This window comes from Nocardia sp. NPDC006630 (assembly GCF_040611495.1).
GTDB lineage: Bacteria > Actinomycetota > Actinomycetes > Mycobacteriales > Mycobacteriaceae > Nocardia.
The window spans coordinates 1-14960 of record NZ_JBEXOK010000019.1; the positions used below are offsets into that span (position 1 = coordinate 1).

Below are 14960 nucleotides of genomic sequence, written 5' to 3' on the forward strand. Positions count from 1 at the left end.
CTCGCGCCCAGGCCGCCCGGTCGGCGGCCAGTGCGCGGTAAGCGAAACGTCCACCGTGGCGGGCGACTTCACGCGAGATCGTCGAGGGCGCCCGCCCCAAGCCTCGGGCGATGGCGCGTAGTGAGTCACCGGCCGCGAGTCCTCGCGAGATCTGTTCGCGTTCAACCAGACTCAGCCGCAACCGGTTGCGGTGCCGTGGCGTGGGGCGGACTCTGCCGCAGCGTTTGAGCAACTCCCGCACCGTGGATGGATGCCGACGCATCTCCCGGGCCAGGACTTTGATCGCTTGACCGGATCTCCACCGCCGCCATATCTCTTCGACTTCGGCTTCCGAGAGCGGCGTTCTCTTCTCCGACAAGGGTCTTGTTGAGGCCATCGCGCATCACATCCCCGTTCACCAGGCCTAATACCAGTGTTGCGCTGACCCATTGAGACCGCAGGCAGTAGCGGACTTTGGGCTGGCCGAGATGATCTGGCCCCGTTGAACTTCGGGCGCGATGCGTGGCTGATTCAAACCGCGCGGGTAGCGGCATGAGCCCGTGTTGGGAAGCTATTCGCTGGCAGCCGAGTCGGCTCGTGCGTCGTTGACGGCGCCGGCACGGTCGATCTCGGCCATATGATCCTCGGCCCAGGTGCGCAGTGCCGCCAATGGCACCTCCAGGGACAAGCCCAGTTCGGTGAGCCGGTAGTGCACGCGCGGTGGCACTGTCGGCTCCACTCGGCGGGTGACGAGACCGTCCCGGACCAGGTTCTGCAGGGTCACCGACAGCATCTTCTGGGATACGCCGGGCATACGCCGCCGCAGCTCGGCGAACCGCACCTCACCCGGAGCGGCCTGCGCGAGGACCTTGACCGCCATCGACGTCCATTTTGTGCCGATGCGGTCCAGCAACTGACGTGTCGGGCATTGGCAATCGAACAGATCACCGCGATCCGGTGCCTTCGCGTGCGCTGATCGAGCAGTCACCTGGACCTCACCACCTGTGCTCAACGTGCCGTCTTGGCAGCGTACCTAGGGTTACTTATCGTTCTCTAGTCACTAATAGTAACCACCGGGAGGTCCCGTGTCCCGCACACCGCCGCTCCATGCCGCGTCGATTGAACTGCGCCAGATCGACACGAACGGCATACGCGCCAATGTCGCCATTGCCGGCTCCGGCCCCGCAGTCGTTCTGCTGCACGGCTTTCCGCACACCTGGCGACTGTGGAGCGAGATCATCGGCCCGCTGTCCGCGCACTACCGGGTGATCGCCCCGGACCTACGCGGGTTCGGCGCCACCAGCCGTGCGCCGGAAGGCTACGACGCCGGCACGATGGCGGCCGATATCGCCGGGATCCTCGATGCCCTCGGCGAACCCACCGCAGCCGTGGTCGCGATCGACGCAGGCACCCCGGTCGCGGTCCTGCTCGCCCTGCGCCACCCCGACCGGGTACGACGGCTGGTGGTCATGGAAGCACTGCTGGGCACCCTCCCCGGCGCCGAGGACTTCCTCGCCGCGGGTCCGCCGTGGTGGTTCGGATTCCACGCCGTTCCCGGCCTCGCCGAAACGGTCCTGCTCGGCCACGAGGCGCGGTATATCGAGTGGTTTCTCACCACTGGTACCCGTGGCCGGGGCGTGCGGGCAGATATCCACGACGCGTTCGTCGATGCCTACACCGGCAGTGACGCTCTGCGATGCGCGTTTTCCTATTACCGCGCACTGCCGACCAGCGCCCACCAGATCAACCAGGCCCTGGAATCCGACCGGCTCACCACACCCACCCTGGCGATCGGTGCCCACCCGGTCGGCGACGCGCTCGAGCGGCAGCTACGCCCCATCACCGACGACCTTGCAGGAGAAGCGATTCCGGATTGCGGTCACATCATCCCGCTGGACCGACCACGCGAACTGCTCGACCTCATGATGCCCTTCCTCGCCGCCGAGCGCCCCGCCTGACCACGCAACCGCAAAGCCCCTCAAGGCATCCCTCGGCACAGGATGTCGGATTCGACTGCGAATTTCCGGCTTACGAATCTGCGGGAATCGGTTCAGCGAGTTGGTTCGGCTGGTTGCGCGAAGTCTCCGCGAAAACACATAACCCGGCTGGTGCACACGGCTGCCGGGCTCTCATTCTCGGAGCGTCAATAGCTGCACAGCTTGATCCAATCGTCGTCGCTGTCCCGGTTGTCACGGACGAAGAGCCCCGCCCCTTTCACATACGGCACCGCGAGGTCGAAATCGCCCTGGCGGTACACAATCCAGGTGCTCTTCTTACCGTTCAGCAGGCGCGCTTTCTCGACTCCGGACAAGAATCCGTCGAAATCGAAGTCATGATCTTCGTCCTCGAGCGTGTTGTCCGAGATCGAAGCGTACTGATAGGTGTACGCATAGAAGAAGCCCCAACTACCCACCGTCCCGGAACAGCTCCCGGACGTACTCCCGGAGAAGCTGTCCGCATGAGCGGTCCCCGTAGACAGGCCCACAGCCATCCCTAATGCTCCGAGCGCCAGCAGTATTCGCTTCATCATCCCCCGTCCAGCAGGCCGGATGCCCACTCCGAACAAGGCCGACCTTAGGAGGATCGTTCTGGTGATCCGCTTACGGATCCCATAAAACCGCTGGTCGGCTGATCGCGATCACAAGGTGTCGGTGGGATGTGCGAGAGTGGGCGACCTACCCATCACGGGACGAGGAGGCAGCGTTCGGCCGGACTCGAATGGCTACCGCCAGTTGGTCTTCCGACGCCGAGCACTGGCCGATTCCGCCAGCGCGCCATGCGCCTTCACAGGGCGTCGGGTGCCCAGCTCGTGAGCTCACCTTCGCTTCGGTCCAGCCACCGCCGATACCACTGTGCAAAGCCCAGCCGCGTGCCGGCACCATCAACCAGGGGTCTGGGGGATCGCCGGGGGCTGTCCGCCAACCCAAATCGCACGGCCATCGGCATGTCAGTGTATTCGGCCCTCCGAGATGATCTCGGCCGCTTAAACTTCCGGAGCCGTGCATGGCCGGTTCGGTCCGTTGGAGCGCTTTTCCGTGGATACCACTTGTCCCCGGTCAGCCGCCGAAGAGTCGCGCTACCTCACGCGCAACCTCGTCGGCCGGGACGTCGCGGATCTGTTTGCGGACGCCCCAGCGGTGACCGAAAGGGTCGATGAACTGGCCGGTGCGTTCGCCGTAGAACACGTCGTCGAGAGGGTGAAAGATCTTGGCTCCGGCGGCGATTGCGCGTTCGAAGGTGGCGTCGACGTCGCCGGTTTCCACCTGCAACGCCAGATAGGTGCCACCCAGGGTGGCCGGCGACACGATGCCCATGTCCGGGTACTCCCCCGCCAGATGCAGGTGGGTGTCACCGATGCTGAACTCGATGGCGAAGGCGGTGCCGTCCGGCAGCGGGATTCGGCTCACCTCCACCGCTTCGAACACCGCTCGATACCAATTGAGGGCCTGTTCCGGGTCGGAGACAACCAGATGCGGGGAGATATCAGCCATGACCGACTCCTTCGATTCGACAGCACGGTGCTCTCCAGCTTCACCCCTCAACCCCACTCGAGGTCAACCCCTGTCGATCGAAAAGCTCATGGCCGCCCTGGAATGACACTCCCCTGAGACCGGCGTGGACGCCGCGGCAGTCGTCTCTCTGGTGTCGGCCTCGCCACCGCCGTCTCGAGTGACCTGCTGCGCGTCAGTCCGGCAGCCAGTGCAGCTCGTGCGCCAGGGTTTTGTCGACGGTACGAATGCGGCGGTGTAGTGGTGACTGCACGCGCGGGAGGACCAGGTGGAACGTCACGGTGGGTGCGCCCCGCAGCGGTCGCCACGTGACACCGGCCGGTGCTGCCGTGACCGCGGTTTCCCCGGCCGGGGCGAGGGTGAGCCCGTCCCGTAGGTCGCGCTGAGACATGTCGAAAGAGACTGCGGGCGTGTGGAATCGGGGGTTCGGCCGGACGTCGCGGAACAGTGCGGAGAACTGATCGTGGATCACGGGATTGGCCGCATGGTCGGGGAGCCGCAGCGGATACGCGGCCGCCTCGGCGATCTCGATCTCCGGAAGTTCGGCCAGCGGATGATGCTGCGCCAGTTGGACTCCGACGCGCACCCGCCGCAGCAGAAACCGGCGCACGCCACGACCCGGCTGTTCACCGCGGGTGATCCCGGCATCGATGCGGCCGTCGGCGACCGCGGGAGAGATCTCCGGTGTCGCCATCGGGACCGCGCCGACCTCGAGTCCCGGGCTGCTGCGAATGAGCCTGTCCACCAGGGCCGGCGCCGTCTCGGCCCCCGCGCTGAGGCTGTATCCGATGCGCAGCGTGCCCAGTTCACCGGCCCCCGCGTTCCGGGCGGTGTCCCATGCCCGGTCCAGCGCCGCCAGCGCGGGCGGCGCGGACTCCGCCAAAGCCGCACCGGCCGTGGTCAATACGACGCTACGGGTATTGCGAACCAGCAGGCTCGTACCGAGTTCCGCCTCCAATCGGCGCATCCGGGCACTGAGCGCGGGCTGCGCGATACCGATCCGTGCGGCCGCGCGGGTGAAGTTCAACTCCTGCGCCAGCACCAGAAAGTACCGCAGGCTCACCGTATCCGGCGCCACATGCCCTCCCCCGCGATTGATAACGACCCGTTCTGAGTCTATCCCGACCTGGTCTTTCCCTCGACCGCACATCAAGCCCTAACCTGCGCATATGACAATTCAACCGACCGCGGCACCGGACACCGCACCCACACTCAGCGATGCAGGAGGCAGTCATGCATAAGTTGGTAGTCCTGTATCCCGAGCCCGCCGACCCCGACCACTTCCGCGACTACTACGTGACCAACCACCTTCCATTGATCAGGAAGTGGCCCGGCCTGCTCGCGTACCGCTACAGCTTCGACGTGGCGGCGAAGCGGGGAGAAACGCCGTATTTCGCGGTCTTCGAAGCCGACTTCGCCGACGCCGACGCCATGACCGCGGCACAGGAGTCGGAGTACGGCAAACGGGCGACCGCCGATGTCGTCAACTACGCCACCGGCGGTGTGGTCGTCATTCACTATCCGGTACAGGACGGCACCGTCTGAGGCGGTACGCCCCGGGACGCGTTCGGCCGGGTCCGACTCTCGGCGGAAGGCCCGGTCCATTGAGCGTCGAAGGTGGCCGACGTCCTGACCGGATGTCACGGTGGTTGATGCGTGCGTACGGCGCGACGGCCGGGGCGGGAGCCCCGCGCCGGGGCCGACGTTCAGCCGTGAACGATCGATTCTGTTCGGCGCCAATGGGTTTCGGCGGAATTTCACCCGCCCATCTGGACCGCTCGGCGTAGGTCGGCCGCGTACGCCTCGGGCTGTTCCCACGCTGCGAAGTGGCCGCCCGCAGGGTGTTCCACGTAATCGCAGATGTTAAGGAACGCCTCGGCGTAGCTCCGGGGCTCCGGTTTGATGTCGCGCGGGAAGACGGAAAGCACTGTCGGCGTGTCGATCCGGCCAGGCAGGGTGGCCGGTTCGACGTAGGTGGCGAACGAGGTGCCGATCGTGCCGGTGACCCAGTAGGCGGTGACCCAGGTGAGCAGTTCGTCCTCGGTGAAAGCCGAATCATCGGACCAGGACTCCAGTTTCTCGACTATCCAGGCCGCGAGGCCCGCGGGTGAGTCGCCGAGCGCGACGGCGAGAGTGTTCGGCCGCGTCGACTGTTCGGCGATGTATCCCCCCTCCGTTCGGAACCAGTGCGCCCCTTGGTCGAGGTAGGCCACCGCATCGGGCGCGAGCATCGCGCGATCCGCCGTGAGCGCACGAAGTGGGGCGATATTCGTGAGGTGCAGGGCGGCAACCCGGTCCGGGTGTTGTGCCGCAAGGATTTCCGCGACGGTGCCACCTACGTCGCCGCCGGACACCGTGTAGCGCGCGTAACCGAGCTCAGCCAGTGCGTCCGCGACGATCTCGGCGATCCGGTTGACCGACATACCTGAACCTTCGAGCGGGACCGCGAACGGGAAGCCCGGCAGCGCGGGAACCACCACGTTCATGTCCGCGAGTAACGGCAGGACGCGCTCGAACCGCAGCACCGAGTCGGGCCAGCCGTGCAGTAGCACGACGACCGGGGCTCCGGGTGACACGGACCGCCGGTGTATCACACGGAGCTCGGTATCGCCCGCTTGCACTGTTACCCAAGGCAACTCGGCAATGCGGCGCTCGTGCACGCTCCAGTCGTATCCGTTCACCCAGCGTTCGAGCAGTTCGTCGAGGCGAGTTCCGGTGATGCCCCGCGTCGCGTCGGCACTCCACGGCGTTGTGACACGTCGCGTCCGCTGGAGTCGTTCCCGAAGGTCATCGATCATGTGTATCAGCGTACACATGAATGTGTATGCTCGTACACATGACTTTGCGTAACGCGGCCGCCACCAAACAGCGCATCCTGGACCATGCGCAACGCCAGTTCGCGCAGAACGGATACGCGGCGACCACGGTCAAGGGGATTGCCGATGCGGCCGGGGTGTCGCCCAATCTCATCACCCGCTACTTCGGTGGCAAGGAGGGCGCCTTCTTGGCGGCGACGCGGGTGCAGATCCCGGTCTCGAATTCCTTCGACGGCAACCGTTCCGAGCTGGGTTCGCGCCTCGCGGCGAGCATCGTCGAGCGCTGGTTCGGTGTGCCCGAAGAGGATCCGCTGCTCGTACTGCAACGCGCATCCGGCGAACGCCCCGAAGCGGCGGAGGCGCTTGCCGTATTCCTCGACACCAACTCGCTGGAGCCGCTGTACCGCTACCTGCGCGACAGCGGCCTCGACGACGTCGACGCCCGCACGCGAGCCGCGGCGATCGACGCCTTCGTGCTGGGCGTATCGACGCGTCGCCGGGTTCTGCGTTCAGAACTCGGCGAGCCCGCCGAACTCCAAGCCTGGCTGAGCACCACCATCCAACGCCTCACCGACGGGTGATCCGAAAGGTTCCGACACCCGGTCATTGCACTGAAGCCGATCGGCACATACCGCGCGACGCCCTGGCTCGACCGGAACTGCGCAGTGAACCCGGCGGCAGCGGAGATGCGGTACGTACACATCAGCATGATGACGCGTTCCGCAGGCGTCGAATCGCCACGGCGAGTTGATCTTTCGCTGCGGCACCTGTCCGTTTGAGTCAGCGCGACCAGCGGCAATCGAGTGCGTTCAGTTCAGCAACGGGCCCGTGGGTAGGTGTCAGGTGCCAGCGCATCAGAAAATTCTTGACCTGCAGTGCGGTTGAGGTTTCAGGATGATGCGGTGACTGATGACCGAATCAAGCTGCATCGCTCCGGACTTCCGGGGTGCCGACGCGGACCGGGAGGTCCCTCGTGACCGACTACCTGTTGCATCCGATCGGACACGTCGAGTCCGAACTCACCGAACTCGGCAACACACCACGCCAGCCCGACGAAGGGGCCCCGCCGGCATGGGTGGTTCTCGACGACCGCTACGTCGGCGCACTGGAAGGCCTCAGTTCCGGCATGGACCTGCTCCTGTTCACCTGGCTCGACCGCGCCGATCGCGACGCCCTCACCGTGCACCCACGCGGCGACACCGCCCGCCGGCTCACCGGTGTCTTCGCCACCCGCGCACCACACCGGCCCAACCCGATCGGCCTGCACCACATCCACATCCTCGCCATCACCGGCAACCGCATCCACGTCCGCAACCTGGAAGCCTTCGACGGCACACCCGTCCTCGACCTCAAACCCCTCCTCACTCCAGATCGCTGACTACCCATCACGTAATCGGCAGTAGCGATAGCACGAGTTTCGCGGAAGTGGACTGACCCTCACCGAGCCGTCATCGAAGGTAGTTGCCCAAAGCATCAAGCAACCCCCGGCTGCCTTGCTCACGGTTCGGTCCGTCGGCCCAGAACTGGTCGAAGAAGACACCGTGCTCGGCATGGGTGAACCGAGTGCCCTCGGCGATGGGCTCGAACTCCAGCGAGGCCACCGACGTTGACATGTGAGTCCCGTCGATCCACATGTCGTACGTCGTGACGATGCGGTTGTGCTCGACGATATCGGTGTAGGTGGCCTCGTACCGCGACACCGGACCGTCGTGGAACTTCCCCTCGGCGACATCACGGCCGCCGACGCGGAAGTCGAAGACCCACTCGCCCGGCTCTATGGCGTCACCGGCGCCCCACCAGGCCAACTTCTGCTTCTCCTCGGCGAACGCACTCCAGACGCGCTCAACGGGAACCGGATAGCTGCGAGTCAGGGTGAACTCGGCGCGGGCGAGTCGGCGTTCGGTCGTCATGTGCGCGTCCTAACGGGTGAACGTGACGTGGATCGTGCCGCTCTCGGCCACTTCCGTCGTCACCTTGTGGGTGAGGTCGAGACCGCCCAGATCGTCCCACAGCCCAGTTCCCCGGCCCAGGACAATCGGCGCGACCATGAGGTGCAAGTCGTCGACCAGGCCGGCGCGCAGGAAGGCGCGTGCGGTGCCGACGCCGCCGCTGATGCGCACGTCCCGGCCGCCCGCGGCAGCGGTCGCCTCGGCGAGCACGTCTTCGATTGCGCCGCTGCGGAAGTGGAACGTGGTCCCGCCCTCCATCGCGATCGACGGCCGCGGGACCACGCGGTACGCGTATCCACCCGGCGGGGCCGGTATTGACGAATCTTGGCGTCGCAGTGTGTTGGTGAGGACGTAGACCGGCGTGCCGAACGGCGGCCGACCACCCCACCAGCCCTTCCATTCCGGGTCGCCGGGAAACGCGTGCAGCCCGAACATGCCCGCGCCCATGATCTCGGCCCCGACTCCCTCGAAGAACGCGGCGGTGTAGCGGTCGTCGACGCCGGTCGTGCCGGCGCCACTGGTGTCGCCGAACACGCGCTCGCGGAAAGTGCGGGTCGCGACGTGGCCTGCCGAGAGGCGCCCGAAGTCCTCGCCCATCGGATTGTCGGGGGAGTTGTCGGTCGCCGAGGTGAAGCCGTCCAGCGAGACGAACAAGTTGATGCGAACGCGGGTCATAGGTCAGTTCTCCTTCGGAGCGGTGCGGGTCAGGTGGATTCCGAGCCGGTCGGCTTGGTGTTCCGCGGGGGTTCGCTGCTCGCTGAGCCACAGGTACAGGACGTCGAGCGCGCCCGGTCGCAGGCTCACAGTGCGAACGCGTCCGAGCTTGTGTGACGTCACCACCCCCGCGTCCTCGAGGACGCGCAGATGCTGCATCAGTGACGGCAACGCCATCGCGAACGGTGCCGCCAGCTCGGATACGACGGCCGGCGACTTCGCCAACCGCTCGACGATGGCTCGGCGCGTCGGATCCGCGAGAGCGCGGAGCAACGCGTCGAGCTCACCATGATACTTAGGCACAGACCTAAGTATTGCAGCGGTGCCAGGATCGGTCAACCGGTTCAACCTCGGATGATTTGGTGGCGGGGAATCGGCGCCCGAGCTCCGCGCAGGTCGCGGCGATGTAGTGCGTCCAGTGTCCACGGCCAACATGATCAGCCCCACCGTTCCGTGCAAGCCGAAACGGCGCTGGTGGTCACGTCGCAGCTGACCGCGCTCGTCGAATACAGATCCAGCGCTCATCGGCAGTTGGGCACGCGCGGACGGCCCCGGATCGGTACGGCCAGTTGATCTTCCGCGAGCGCGCGCCGACCGGTTCGATCAGCGCGGTATGCGGCATGTGAGCGCAGTGTCAGGCGGGCCTCAGCGGCATCGTGGGGTAGCCGACGTTTCCGTAAGAGGCACGGGCGCCGAGGACTTCCGGCCCTGTCGGGCTCGAACTACCGCATGATTCGATGAGGTGGTCAGACGGGTCGGGCAAGCCGTCCTCCGGCAAACGAGGCGAGCGTGAACATGCAGAGCCATCCCTATCACCAGCGATTACGCGCGATGTATCAGGGCAGGCGCGCTGGGCCGTCCGCGCGGCGTTATGCGCGCGTGTGGGCCGCCGTATTCTCCTGGGGGGTGCTGCCCCGGCGGTGGGTGACACTGGAAGTGCCTGGTCGCCGCACTGGCCGTCTCACCCGGTTCCCGCTCGGTATGGCCCACTGGCAAGGACAGTGGTACCTCGTCTCGATGCTCGGGAACGAGTGCAATTGGGTGGCCAACGTCCGCGCCGCCGACGGCCGCGCCCGGCTGCGCCGCCGCACAGCCCTCGAATGCAGCCTGCGCGAGGTTCCGGCCGGGCAGCGCGCACCGATCCTCAAGCAATACCTGAACGAAGTGCCCGGCGCCCGCGCACACATCCCGGTCGACCGGCACGCCTCGGTACAGTCCTTCGAAACCATCGCCGCGCAGTACCCGGTCTTCCTCGTCACCACCGCCACGTAACCCTCGAGGTGGGAGCGAACCGAAAGGTCCGCCGCTGGCAGGTCGACGGATGCGGCACAGTTGTGCTCGAGGGTGGTAGCGACGACATGTATCCGATGGCTGGAGGCCCCGCCTGCAAACCTCGGATCGGATCCGCAGGCATAGAAAGACATTGGAAAGGCCTGCCAGGCAACCGATCTGGGCCTCAGACCAATCCGACCAGCGGCTTTCAGCTCGCCCGTGCCCACTTTAGCCAGCGCGGGATCGGGGCGGGCGTGCCGCCGACAGCCAGAGGTCGAGGTCTCCATGTCCGAGCAGTAGTCACCGGGTCTTCCTCGCCCCGAATCCGGCGACCTGTGGACGTGTCGTGGTTGCGGTGACCACTACCGGTCGGCCACTCCGGTTTCTGGGTCTGGTCGCGGTGGTGTCGGTTCCGTTCTTCGTGCTCGGCGCGTTCGGCGGTGTGCCACGGGTGGGGGCAATGCAGCTGCCGGTCAGCGCGGTCATGTTCGTGGTGCCGGTGACAGTCGCCGCTGTGTTGACCTGGCTGGAATCGGGACGACCCGCCGTAGGGGCGCTGCTATTGAGGTCCCTACCCCGGCGCGGTGATGCGCTGCGCTGGAATGTGTTGGCCGTCGGGCTGATTGCGGCGATCACGGTATTGTCGTATCTGCTGTTGCGATGGGCCGGATACCACGAATCGATGCCACCGCTGTCTTTACTCGCTGCGCCGGCAGTGATCGTGGTCTTCTTGCTGGCGGCGGCCTGCGAGGAACTCGGCTGGACCGGGTACGCCACCGACCCGCTGCAGCAACGTTGGGGATCGGTCGTCACCGCGGTCGGTCTCGGCGTGTATTGGGCGGTGTGGCACTTGGTCCCGCTCTTGCAGATCGGCCACGACAACTGGTGGATCGCTGGATGGTTCACCACAACAGTCGCTGTCCGCGTGCTGATCATCTGGTTGTACAACCACACCGACAGGGTCTATACAGCCATCCTGCTGCACACCACGGTCAACGTCACCGACGCTTACACACCGGGCCTCGACCGCGCCGCGACTGCCCTCACCACCGGCGCCCTGACCGCCGTCGTGGCGATCGCAGTCACCACCTGGCCACTCCGGACGCGCGTCGCCCGGGCTTGAGAGTGCCTCTCCGAGCATCGAAGACGTCTAGTCCAACAGAGCGACATCGGCCGATGGTGCAGCGGTCGCGTAATGCCCTGGGGTAGGAAATCTTTAGGCAGTACGCACATCGGCAGAGAACGGAGGTTCGTCCGGTCCGTCACCTGACCGCCGATCAATTCACTCGCTGCCAACCCGCTCAGGCAGGCTCGAGCCGACAGACGGTAATCGGCAGAATTGTGCGTTCGGCAGACACGCCCAAGCTGCTGGACACACCGACTGGTGACGTCAATTATCGCCGATGTCAACAGATCTCGACCGGGCCGCACCACGTCATAGTTGACCGATGATCGACGTCGGATTTCGCCCAGCACAGTCGGCTGGTGCCTCACCGTGGCGAAGTTGCGGTGTATTCGCCGAGTGATAGATCGAGGTGCTATCGCGTCGTGCCCTCAGTGCGACCTCGTGGTGCCGGATCGGGCGGATCGGCCTGCGGGATTTGGGCGGATGCGGATGGCGGCGGACTCGCTGCGCGAGTGCGTCGGCTTGTCGCCGTGGTGGTGCATCGCAGCGGTCGGATGGCGGTGGCGTAAGTGTTCGCCCGGCCTCGGAACGCCACAGCAAGCTGACCGTTCGACAACCCACTGGCCGATTCGGTCAGCGCGCCATGCGGCAGTTGAGTGCGTTTGTCGATGGCTCCGAGGTCCGCTCTGCGTGTGGATTCGCAGCGCGGGTTCACCTCTTTCGGGTGACCCAATTGTGATTGCCGGAAGTTAGCCTGGCTGTGTCGAGCGAGAGATCTCTCCCCCGCGAACGGAGTCAGCATGTGCTACCAGCCCAAGCCCGCGACGACGCATACCGCGCAGGTCAACCGTGATGCGGCCGCGCTCTACGACCTGCAGAACACGCAGGACTTCACCGATTCCCGCCGCGGGCTGATCGCCGAGCTGCCAGGAAACGTCACCAAGGACGACGGGACGGTGATCTTCGATCCACAGGATTTCGACTGGATCGGCGATGAGGCCCCCGCGCCGGACACGGTGAACCCGAGCCTGTGGCGCCAAAGTCAGATCATTCGCCACGGTGGCCTGTACAAGGTCACCGATGGGCTCTACCAGGTACGCAACAACGACATCGCCAACCTGACCGTGGTCGAGGGCACCGACGGGCTGATCATCATCGACTGCATGGCCGGGGTGGAATCGGCGCGTCAGGGCATGGACATGATTCGCGAGCACGTCAGCGACAAGCCCGTCGCGGCGGTGGTCTACACCCACACCCACATCGACCACTACGGCGGCGTCAAGGGTGTGGTCAGTGCCGAGGATGTCGCGTCGGGGAAGGTGCCGATCATCGCGCCCGGCCACCAGTTCGACAAGCATGCGCTCGGGGAGAACGTCATCGCCGGTAACGCCATGGCCCGGCGCAGCTTCTACGCTTTCGGTGGCCTGCTGGATCTGAACGCCCAGGGACACATCACCTGCGGCCTGGGCATCGTGAGCACCGCCGGCCCGACGATCTCCTACATTTCTCCCACGGACCTGATCACCGAGACCGGTACCAAGCGGGAGATCGCGGGCATCGAGTTCGAATTCCTCTACGCCCCCGATACCGAGGCGCCGGAGGAAATGCACATCTGGATTCCGCAACTCAAAGCCTTGACCTGCGCGGAGAACGCCAACCACTCACTGCACAACATCCAGACCCTGCGCGGCGCGCGGACCCGCGATGCCCGCAACTTCGCCCGCTACCTCGACGAGACCCTCGAACGCTGGGGCGACGAGGCGCAGGTGCACTACGGCCCGCACACCTGGCCGGTGTGGGGCAACGAGCAGATCACCGGATTCATCGAATCACAGCGTGACGCCTATAAATACATTCACGACCAGGCGCTGCGCTTGGCGAACAAGGGATACACGCCGCTCGAGGCCGCCGAGGTCATCGAACTGCCCGAGGAGTTGCGCCGGAACTGGGCCAACCGCGGCTATCACGGCACCCTGCACCACGATGTGCGCGCGGTATTCACCAAGGAACTGGGCATGTGGGACGGCGACCCGGTCTCACTGCACCCGCATCCCCCGGTCGAGTCCGCGCACCGGTTCGTCGAATTCGCCGGAGCCGACGCCATTCTCGCCGAGGGCAAACGCGCATTCGAAGCCGGCGACTACCGGTGGGCCACCGAGATCCTGCACAAACTCGTCTTCGCCGACCCGGACAACACCGCCGCACGCGAGCTGCAAGCCGACGCCTACGAGCAGATGGGTTATCAAGCCGAGGGCCCGCAGTGGCGCGGCATCTTCCTCAGTGCGGCAAAGGAACTGCGCCTGGGAGTGCAACCGCCGCCGTACGTGACCGCCAGCCAGGACACCATCCTCGCGATGCCGGTGGAGCTGCTGCTGGACTTCCTCGCGGTACAGATCATCGGCGATAAGGCTGTCGACTCCGATATCACGATCAACCTGGACTTCACCGACCTCGGCGAACACTGGACGCTGTGGATCAAGCGCGGGGTTCTCAACGCCCGCCGCGGACATGCTGCCGATGCGCGTCTGACCGTCACCGGCCCCAAACAAGCCCTCACCGGCGTTCTGCTGAAACCGGCTGCAGCCGAGAAGCTCTCATCGAGCAAAGCCATCCAGCTCGACGGCGATCCGGTGGCGTTGAAGGAACTGGCTGAGGTCCTGGACGTCTTCGAGCCGACATTCCCGATCGTGACACCCTGATCCGGCCTCGAGGTGGGCCACCTACCTCAGGTAGCCCACCCTTTGCTGACTACCTGAGCCACTACCGCACTGAGACGCGTGCGATCAGCTGCCCTGGTCGTCGAATCTGCGGCCGAACACACGCCATTCGGCAGTAGCGTGCGTTCGGCGGATGCCAGATAGCCAGGGCCCCTTGATATTTCGCAGTGTGTTCTGGTCGTTCCGAACAGCGCGCAACGCGGCAGTAGAGGAGGTTCGTTCGATCAGTTCGTCGACGTGTGTGCTTGGCTGGATCGGTGAGCAATCGGACCTGGGTCTTCTTCGGCGGCGGTCTCATCCTGGCCGCGGTGTGGGGTGAACTGGAGAACTGGCGCGCATCTCGCAGGTTCACCGGAAATGTCCCGGGCGGCTCCGAAGCCGTTGTCGTCCTGGGGTATCGCAATGCCGGCGACCGCGCCAATCTCATGAATAGGTGGCGTGCGCGTGCGGGGCTGCGGTCCATCGATCCGACTGCCACCGATACTCGGCTCATCCTGTGCGGCGGAGCATGCGCAGGCGCGTACTCCGAGGCGTCGCTGCTGGCTCAGTACGCCACCGGCGCGTGCACGTATCGCGGCGAGGTCATCCTGGAGGAACAGAGTCGAACCACTTGGGAGAACATCAGTTTCGCGATCCCCTACCTGGAGGACGTCGACAGGATCAAGATCGTGTCGCTGCCATTTCACGCCGAGAAGGCCAGACGCTATCTCTGGCGACAGCGTCCGGACCTGGGCCGCCGCCTGGTCTCGGGTGGCGAGTACCGGTTCGGCGAATGGTTGCCGCTCAAACCCCCGCTCGCACTCTATGGCTGGTTGAAGGACGCGCGCGATCGGACGCCGCTGGATGCCTTCTCCCGTTGATCCTCCGCGGTGCGGCGC

16 protein-coding genes and 2 pseudogenes are annotated in these 14960 nt (G+C 65.6%); 8 read left to right on the forward strand and 10 right to left on the reverse strand.

Annotated features, from left to right (window positions below; all coding sequences use genetic code 11):
- From ABZX86_RS37835 to ABZX86_RS37845, 3 genes and pseudogenes are all read right to left on the reverse strand, one after another.
- Window positions 1-175 (reverse strand): annotated as a pseudogene (locus ABZX86_RS37835) (helix-turn-helix domain-containing protein); the annotation flags it as partial.
- 105 nt (window positions 176-280) lie between these two features.
- Window positions 281-376: pseudogene (locus ABZX86_RS37840) on the reverse strand (hypothetical protein); the annotation flags it as partial.
- 174 nt (window positions 377-550) lie between these two features.
- Complete coding sequence (locus ABZX86_RS37845; RefSeq protein ID WP_355130893.1) at window positions 551-967, reverse strand: helix-turn-helix domain-containing protein; 417 nt, start codon at window positions 965-967, stop codon at window positions 551-553.
- A gap of 97 nt (window positions 968-1064) precedes the next feature.
- Here ABZX86_RS37845 and ABZX86_RS37850 point away from each other — a divergent pair, with 97 nt between their 5' ends.
- The gene (locus tag ABZX86_RS37850) at window positions 1065-1937 is read left to right on the forward strand and encodes an alpha/beta hydrolase (protein ID WP_355130895.1); all 873 of its coding nucleotides are present in this window, start codon (window positions 1065-1067) and stop codon (window positions 1935-1937) included.
- A gap of 185 nt (window positions 1938-2122) precedes the next feature.
- Here the strand turns inward: ABZX86_RS37850 and ABZX86_RS37855 are convergent, their stop codons facing one another.
- From ABZX86_RS37855 to ABZX86_RS37865, 3 genes are all read right to left on the reverse strand, one after another.
- Window positions 2123-2509 carry a hypothetical protein gene (locus ABZX86_RS37855; protein WP_355130897.1) on the reverse strand — a complete coding sequence of 129 codons (387 nt, stop codon included), beginning with the start codon at window positions 2507-2509 and terminating at the stop codon, window positions 2123-2125.
- 526 nt (window positions 2510-3035) lie between these two features.
- Window positions 3036-3470: a VOC family protein gene (locus tag ABZX86_RS37860; RefSeq protein WP_355130899.1), complete on the reverse strand. Its 435-nt coding sequence runs from the start codon at window positions 3468-3470 to the stop codon at window positions 3036-3038.
- A gap of 193 nt (window positions 3471-3663) precedes the next feature.
- Window positions 3664-4566, reverse strand: a complete 903-nt coding sequence (locus ABZX86_RS37865) for a LysR family transcriptional regulator (protein WP_355130901.1) — start codon at window positions 4564-4566, stop codon at window positions 3664-3666.
- 155 nt (window positions 4567-4721) lie between these two features.
- Here ABZX86_RS37865 and ABZX86_RS37870 point away from each other — a divergent pair, with 155 nt between their 5' ends.
- The gene (locus tag ABZX86_RS37870; RefSeq protein ID WP_355130903.1) at window positions 4722-5033 is read left to right on the forward strand and encodes an EthD family reductase; all 312 of its coding nucleotides are present in this window, start codon (window positions 4722-4724) and stop codon (window positions 5031-5033) included.
- A 212-nt stretch (window positions 5034-5245) separates the two neighbouring features.
- Here ABZX86_RS37870 and ABZX86_RS37875 read toward each other — a convergent pair whose 3' ends face one another.
- Window positions 5246-6286 (reverse strand): epoxide hydrolase family protein, encoded by a 1041-nt coding sequence (locus ABZX86_RS37875; protein WP_355130905.1) that lies wholly within the window; start codon window positions 6284-6286, stop codon window positions 5246-5248.
- Between the two features lie 38 nt (window positions 6287-6324).
- Between ABZX86_RS37875 and ABZX86_RS37880 the strand changes: the two genes are divergently transcribed.
- Both ABZX86_RS37880 and tsaA read left to right on the forward strand, forming a co-directional pair.
- On the forward strand, window positions 6325-6885 hold the full coding sequence (locus ABZX86_RS37880) for a TetR family transcriptional regulator (protein ID WP_355130907.1): 561 nt from the start codon (window positions 6325-6327) through the stop codon (window positions 6883-6885).
- Between the two features lie 392 nt (window positions 6886-7277).
- Window positions 7278-7682 carry a tRNA (N6-threonylcarbamoyladenosine(37)-N6)-methyltransferase TrmO gene (gene tsaA, locus ABZX86_RS37885; protein ID WP_355130909.1) on the forward strand — a complete coding sequence of 135 codons (405 nt, stop codon included), beginning with the start codon at window positions 7278-7280 and terminating at the stop codon, window positions 7680-7682.
- 70 nt (window positions 7683-7752) lie between these two features.
- Here the strand turns inward: tsaA and ABZX86_RS37890 are convergent, their stop codons facing one another.
- Genes ABZX86_RS37890 through ABZX86_RS37900 form a run of 3 tightly spaced genes read right to left on the reverse strand, consistent with a single transcriptional unit; the run spans window position 7753 to window position 9270 of the window.
- Window positions 7753-8214, reverse strand: a complete 462-nt coding sequence (locus tag ABZX86_RS37890; RefSeq protein WP_355130911.1) for an SRPBCC domain-containing protein — start codon at window positions 8212-8214, stop codon at window positions 7753-7755.
- Window positions 8215-8223: 9 nt separating this feature from the next.
- On the reverse strand, window positions 8224-8928 hold the full coding sequence (locus ABZX86_RS37895; RefSeq protein ID WP_355130913.1) for a dihydrofolate reductase family protein: 705 nt from the start codon (window positions 8926-8928) through the stop codon (window positions 8224-8226).
- Window positions 8929-8931: 3 nt separating this feature from the next.
- Entirely contained in the window at window positions 8932-9270 is a 339-nt protein-coding gene (locus ABZX86_RS37900; RefSeq protein WP_355130915.1) for a metalloregulator ArsR/SmtB family transcription factor, read from the reverse strand.
- Window positions 9271-9762: 492 nt separating this feature from the next.
- On the opposite strand from ABZX86_RS37900, the gene ABZX86_RS37905 reads away from it, so the two are divergent.
- From ABZX86_RS37905 to ABZX86_RS37920, 4 genes are all read left to right on the forward strand, one after another.
- Window positions 9763-10239 (forward strand): nitroreductase/quinone reductase family protein, encoded by a 477-nt coding sequence (locus ABZX86_RS37905; protein ID WP_355131077.1) that lies wholly within the window; start codon window positions 9763-9765, stop codon window positions 10237-10239.
- A 355-nt stretch (window positions 10240-10594) separates the two neighbouring features.
- Entirely contained in the window at window positions 10595-11362 is a 768-nt protein-coding gene (locus ABZX86_RS37910) for a type II CAAX endopeptidase family protein (RefSeq protein WP_355130917.1), read from the forward strand.
- A gap of 803 nt (window positions 11363-12165) precedes the next feature.
- The gene (locus ABZX86_RS37915) at window positions 12166-14064 is read left to right on the forward strand and encodes an alkyl sulfatase dimerization domain-containing protein (RefSeq protein ID WP_355130919.1); all 1899 of its coding nucleotides are present in this window, start codon (window positions 12166-12168) and stop codon (window positions 14062-14064) included.
- A 275-nt stretch (window positions 14065-14339) separates the two neighbouring features.
- Window positions 14340-14942, forward strand: a complete 603-nt coding sequence (locus ABZX86_RS37920) for a YdcF family protein (RefSeq protein ID WP_355130921.1) — start codon at window positions 14340-14342, stop codon at window positions 14940-14942.
- Window positions 14943-14960: the final 18 nt, after the last annotated feature.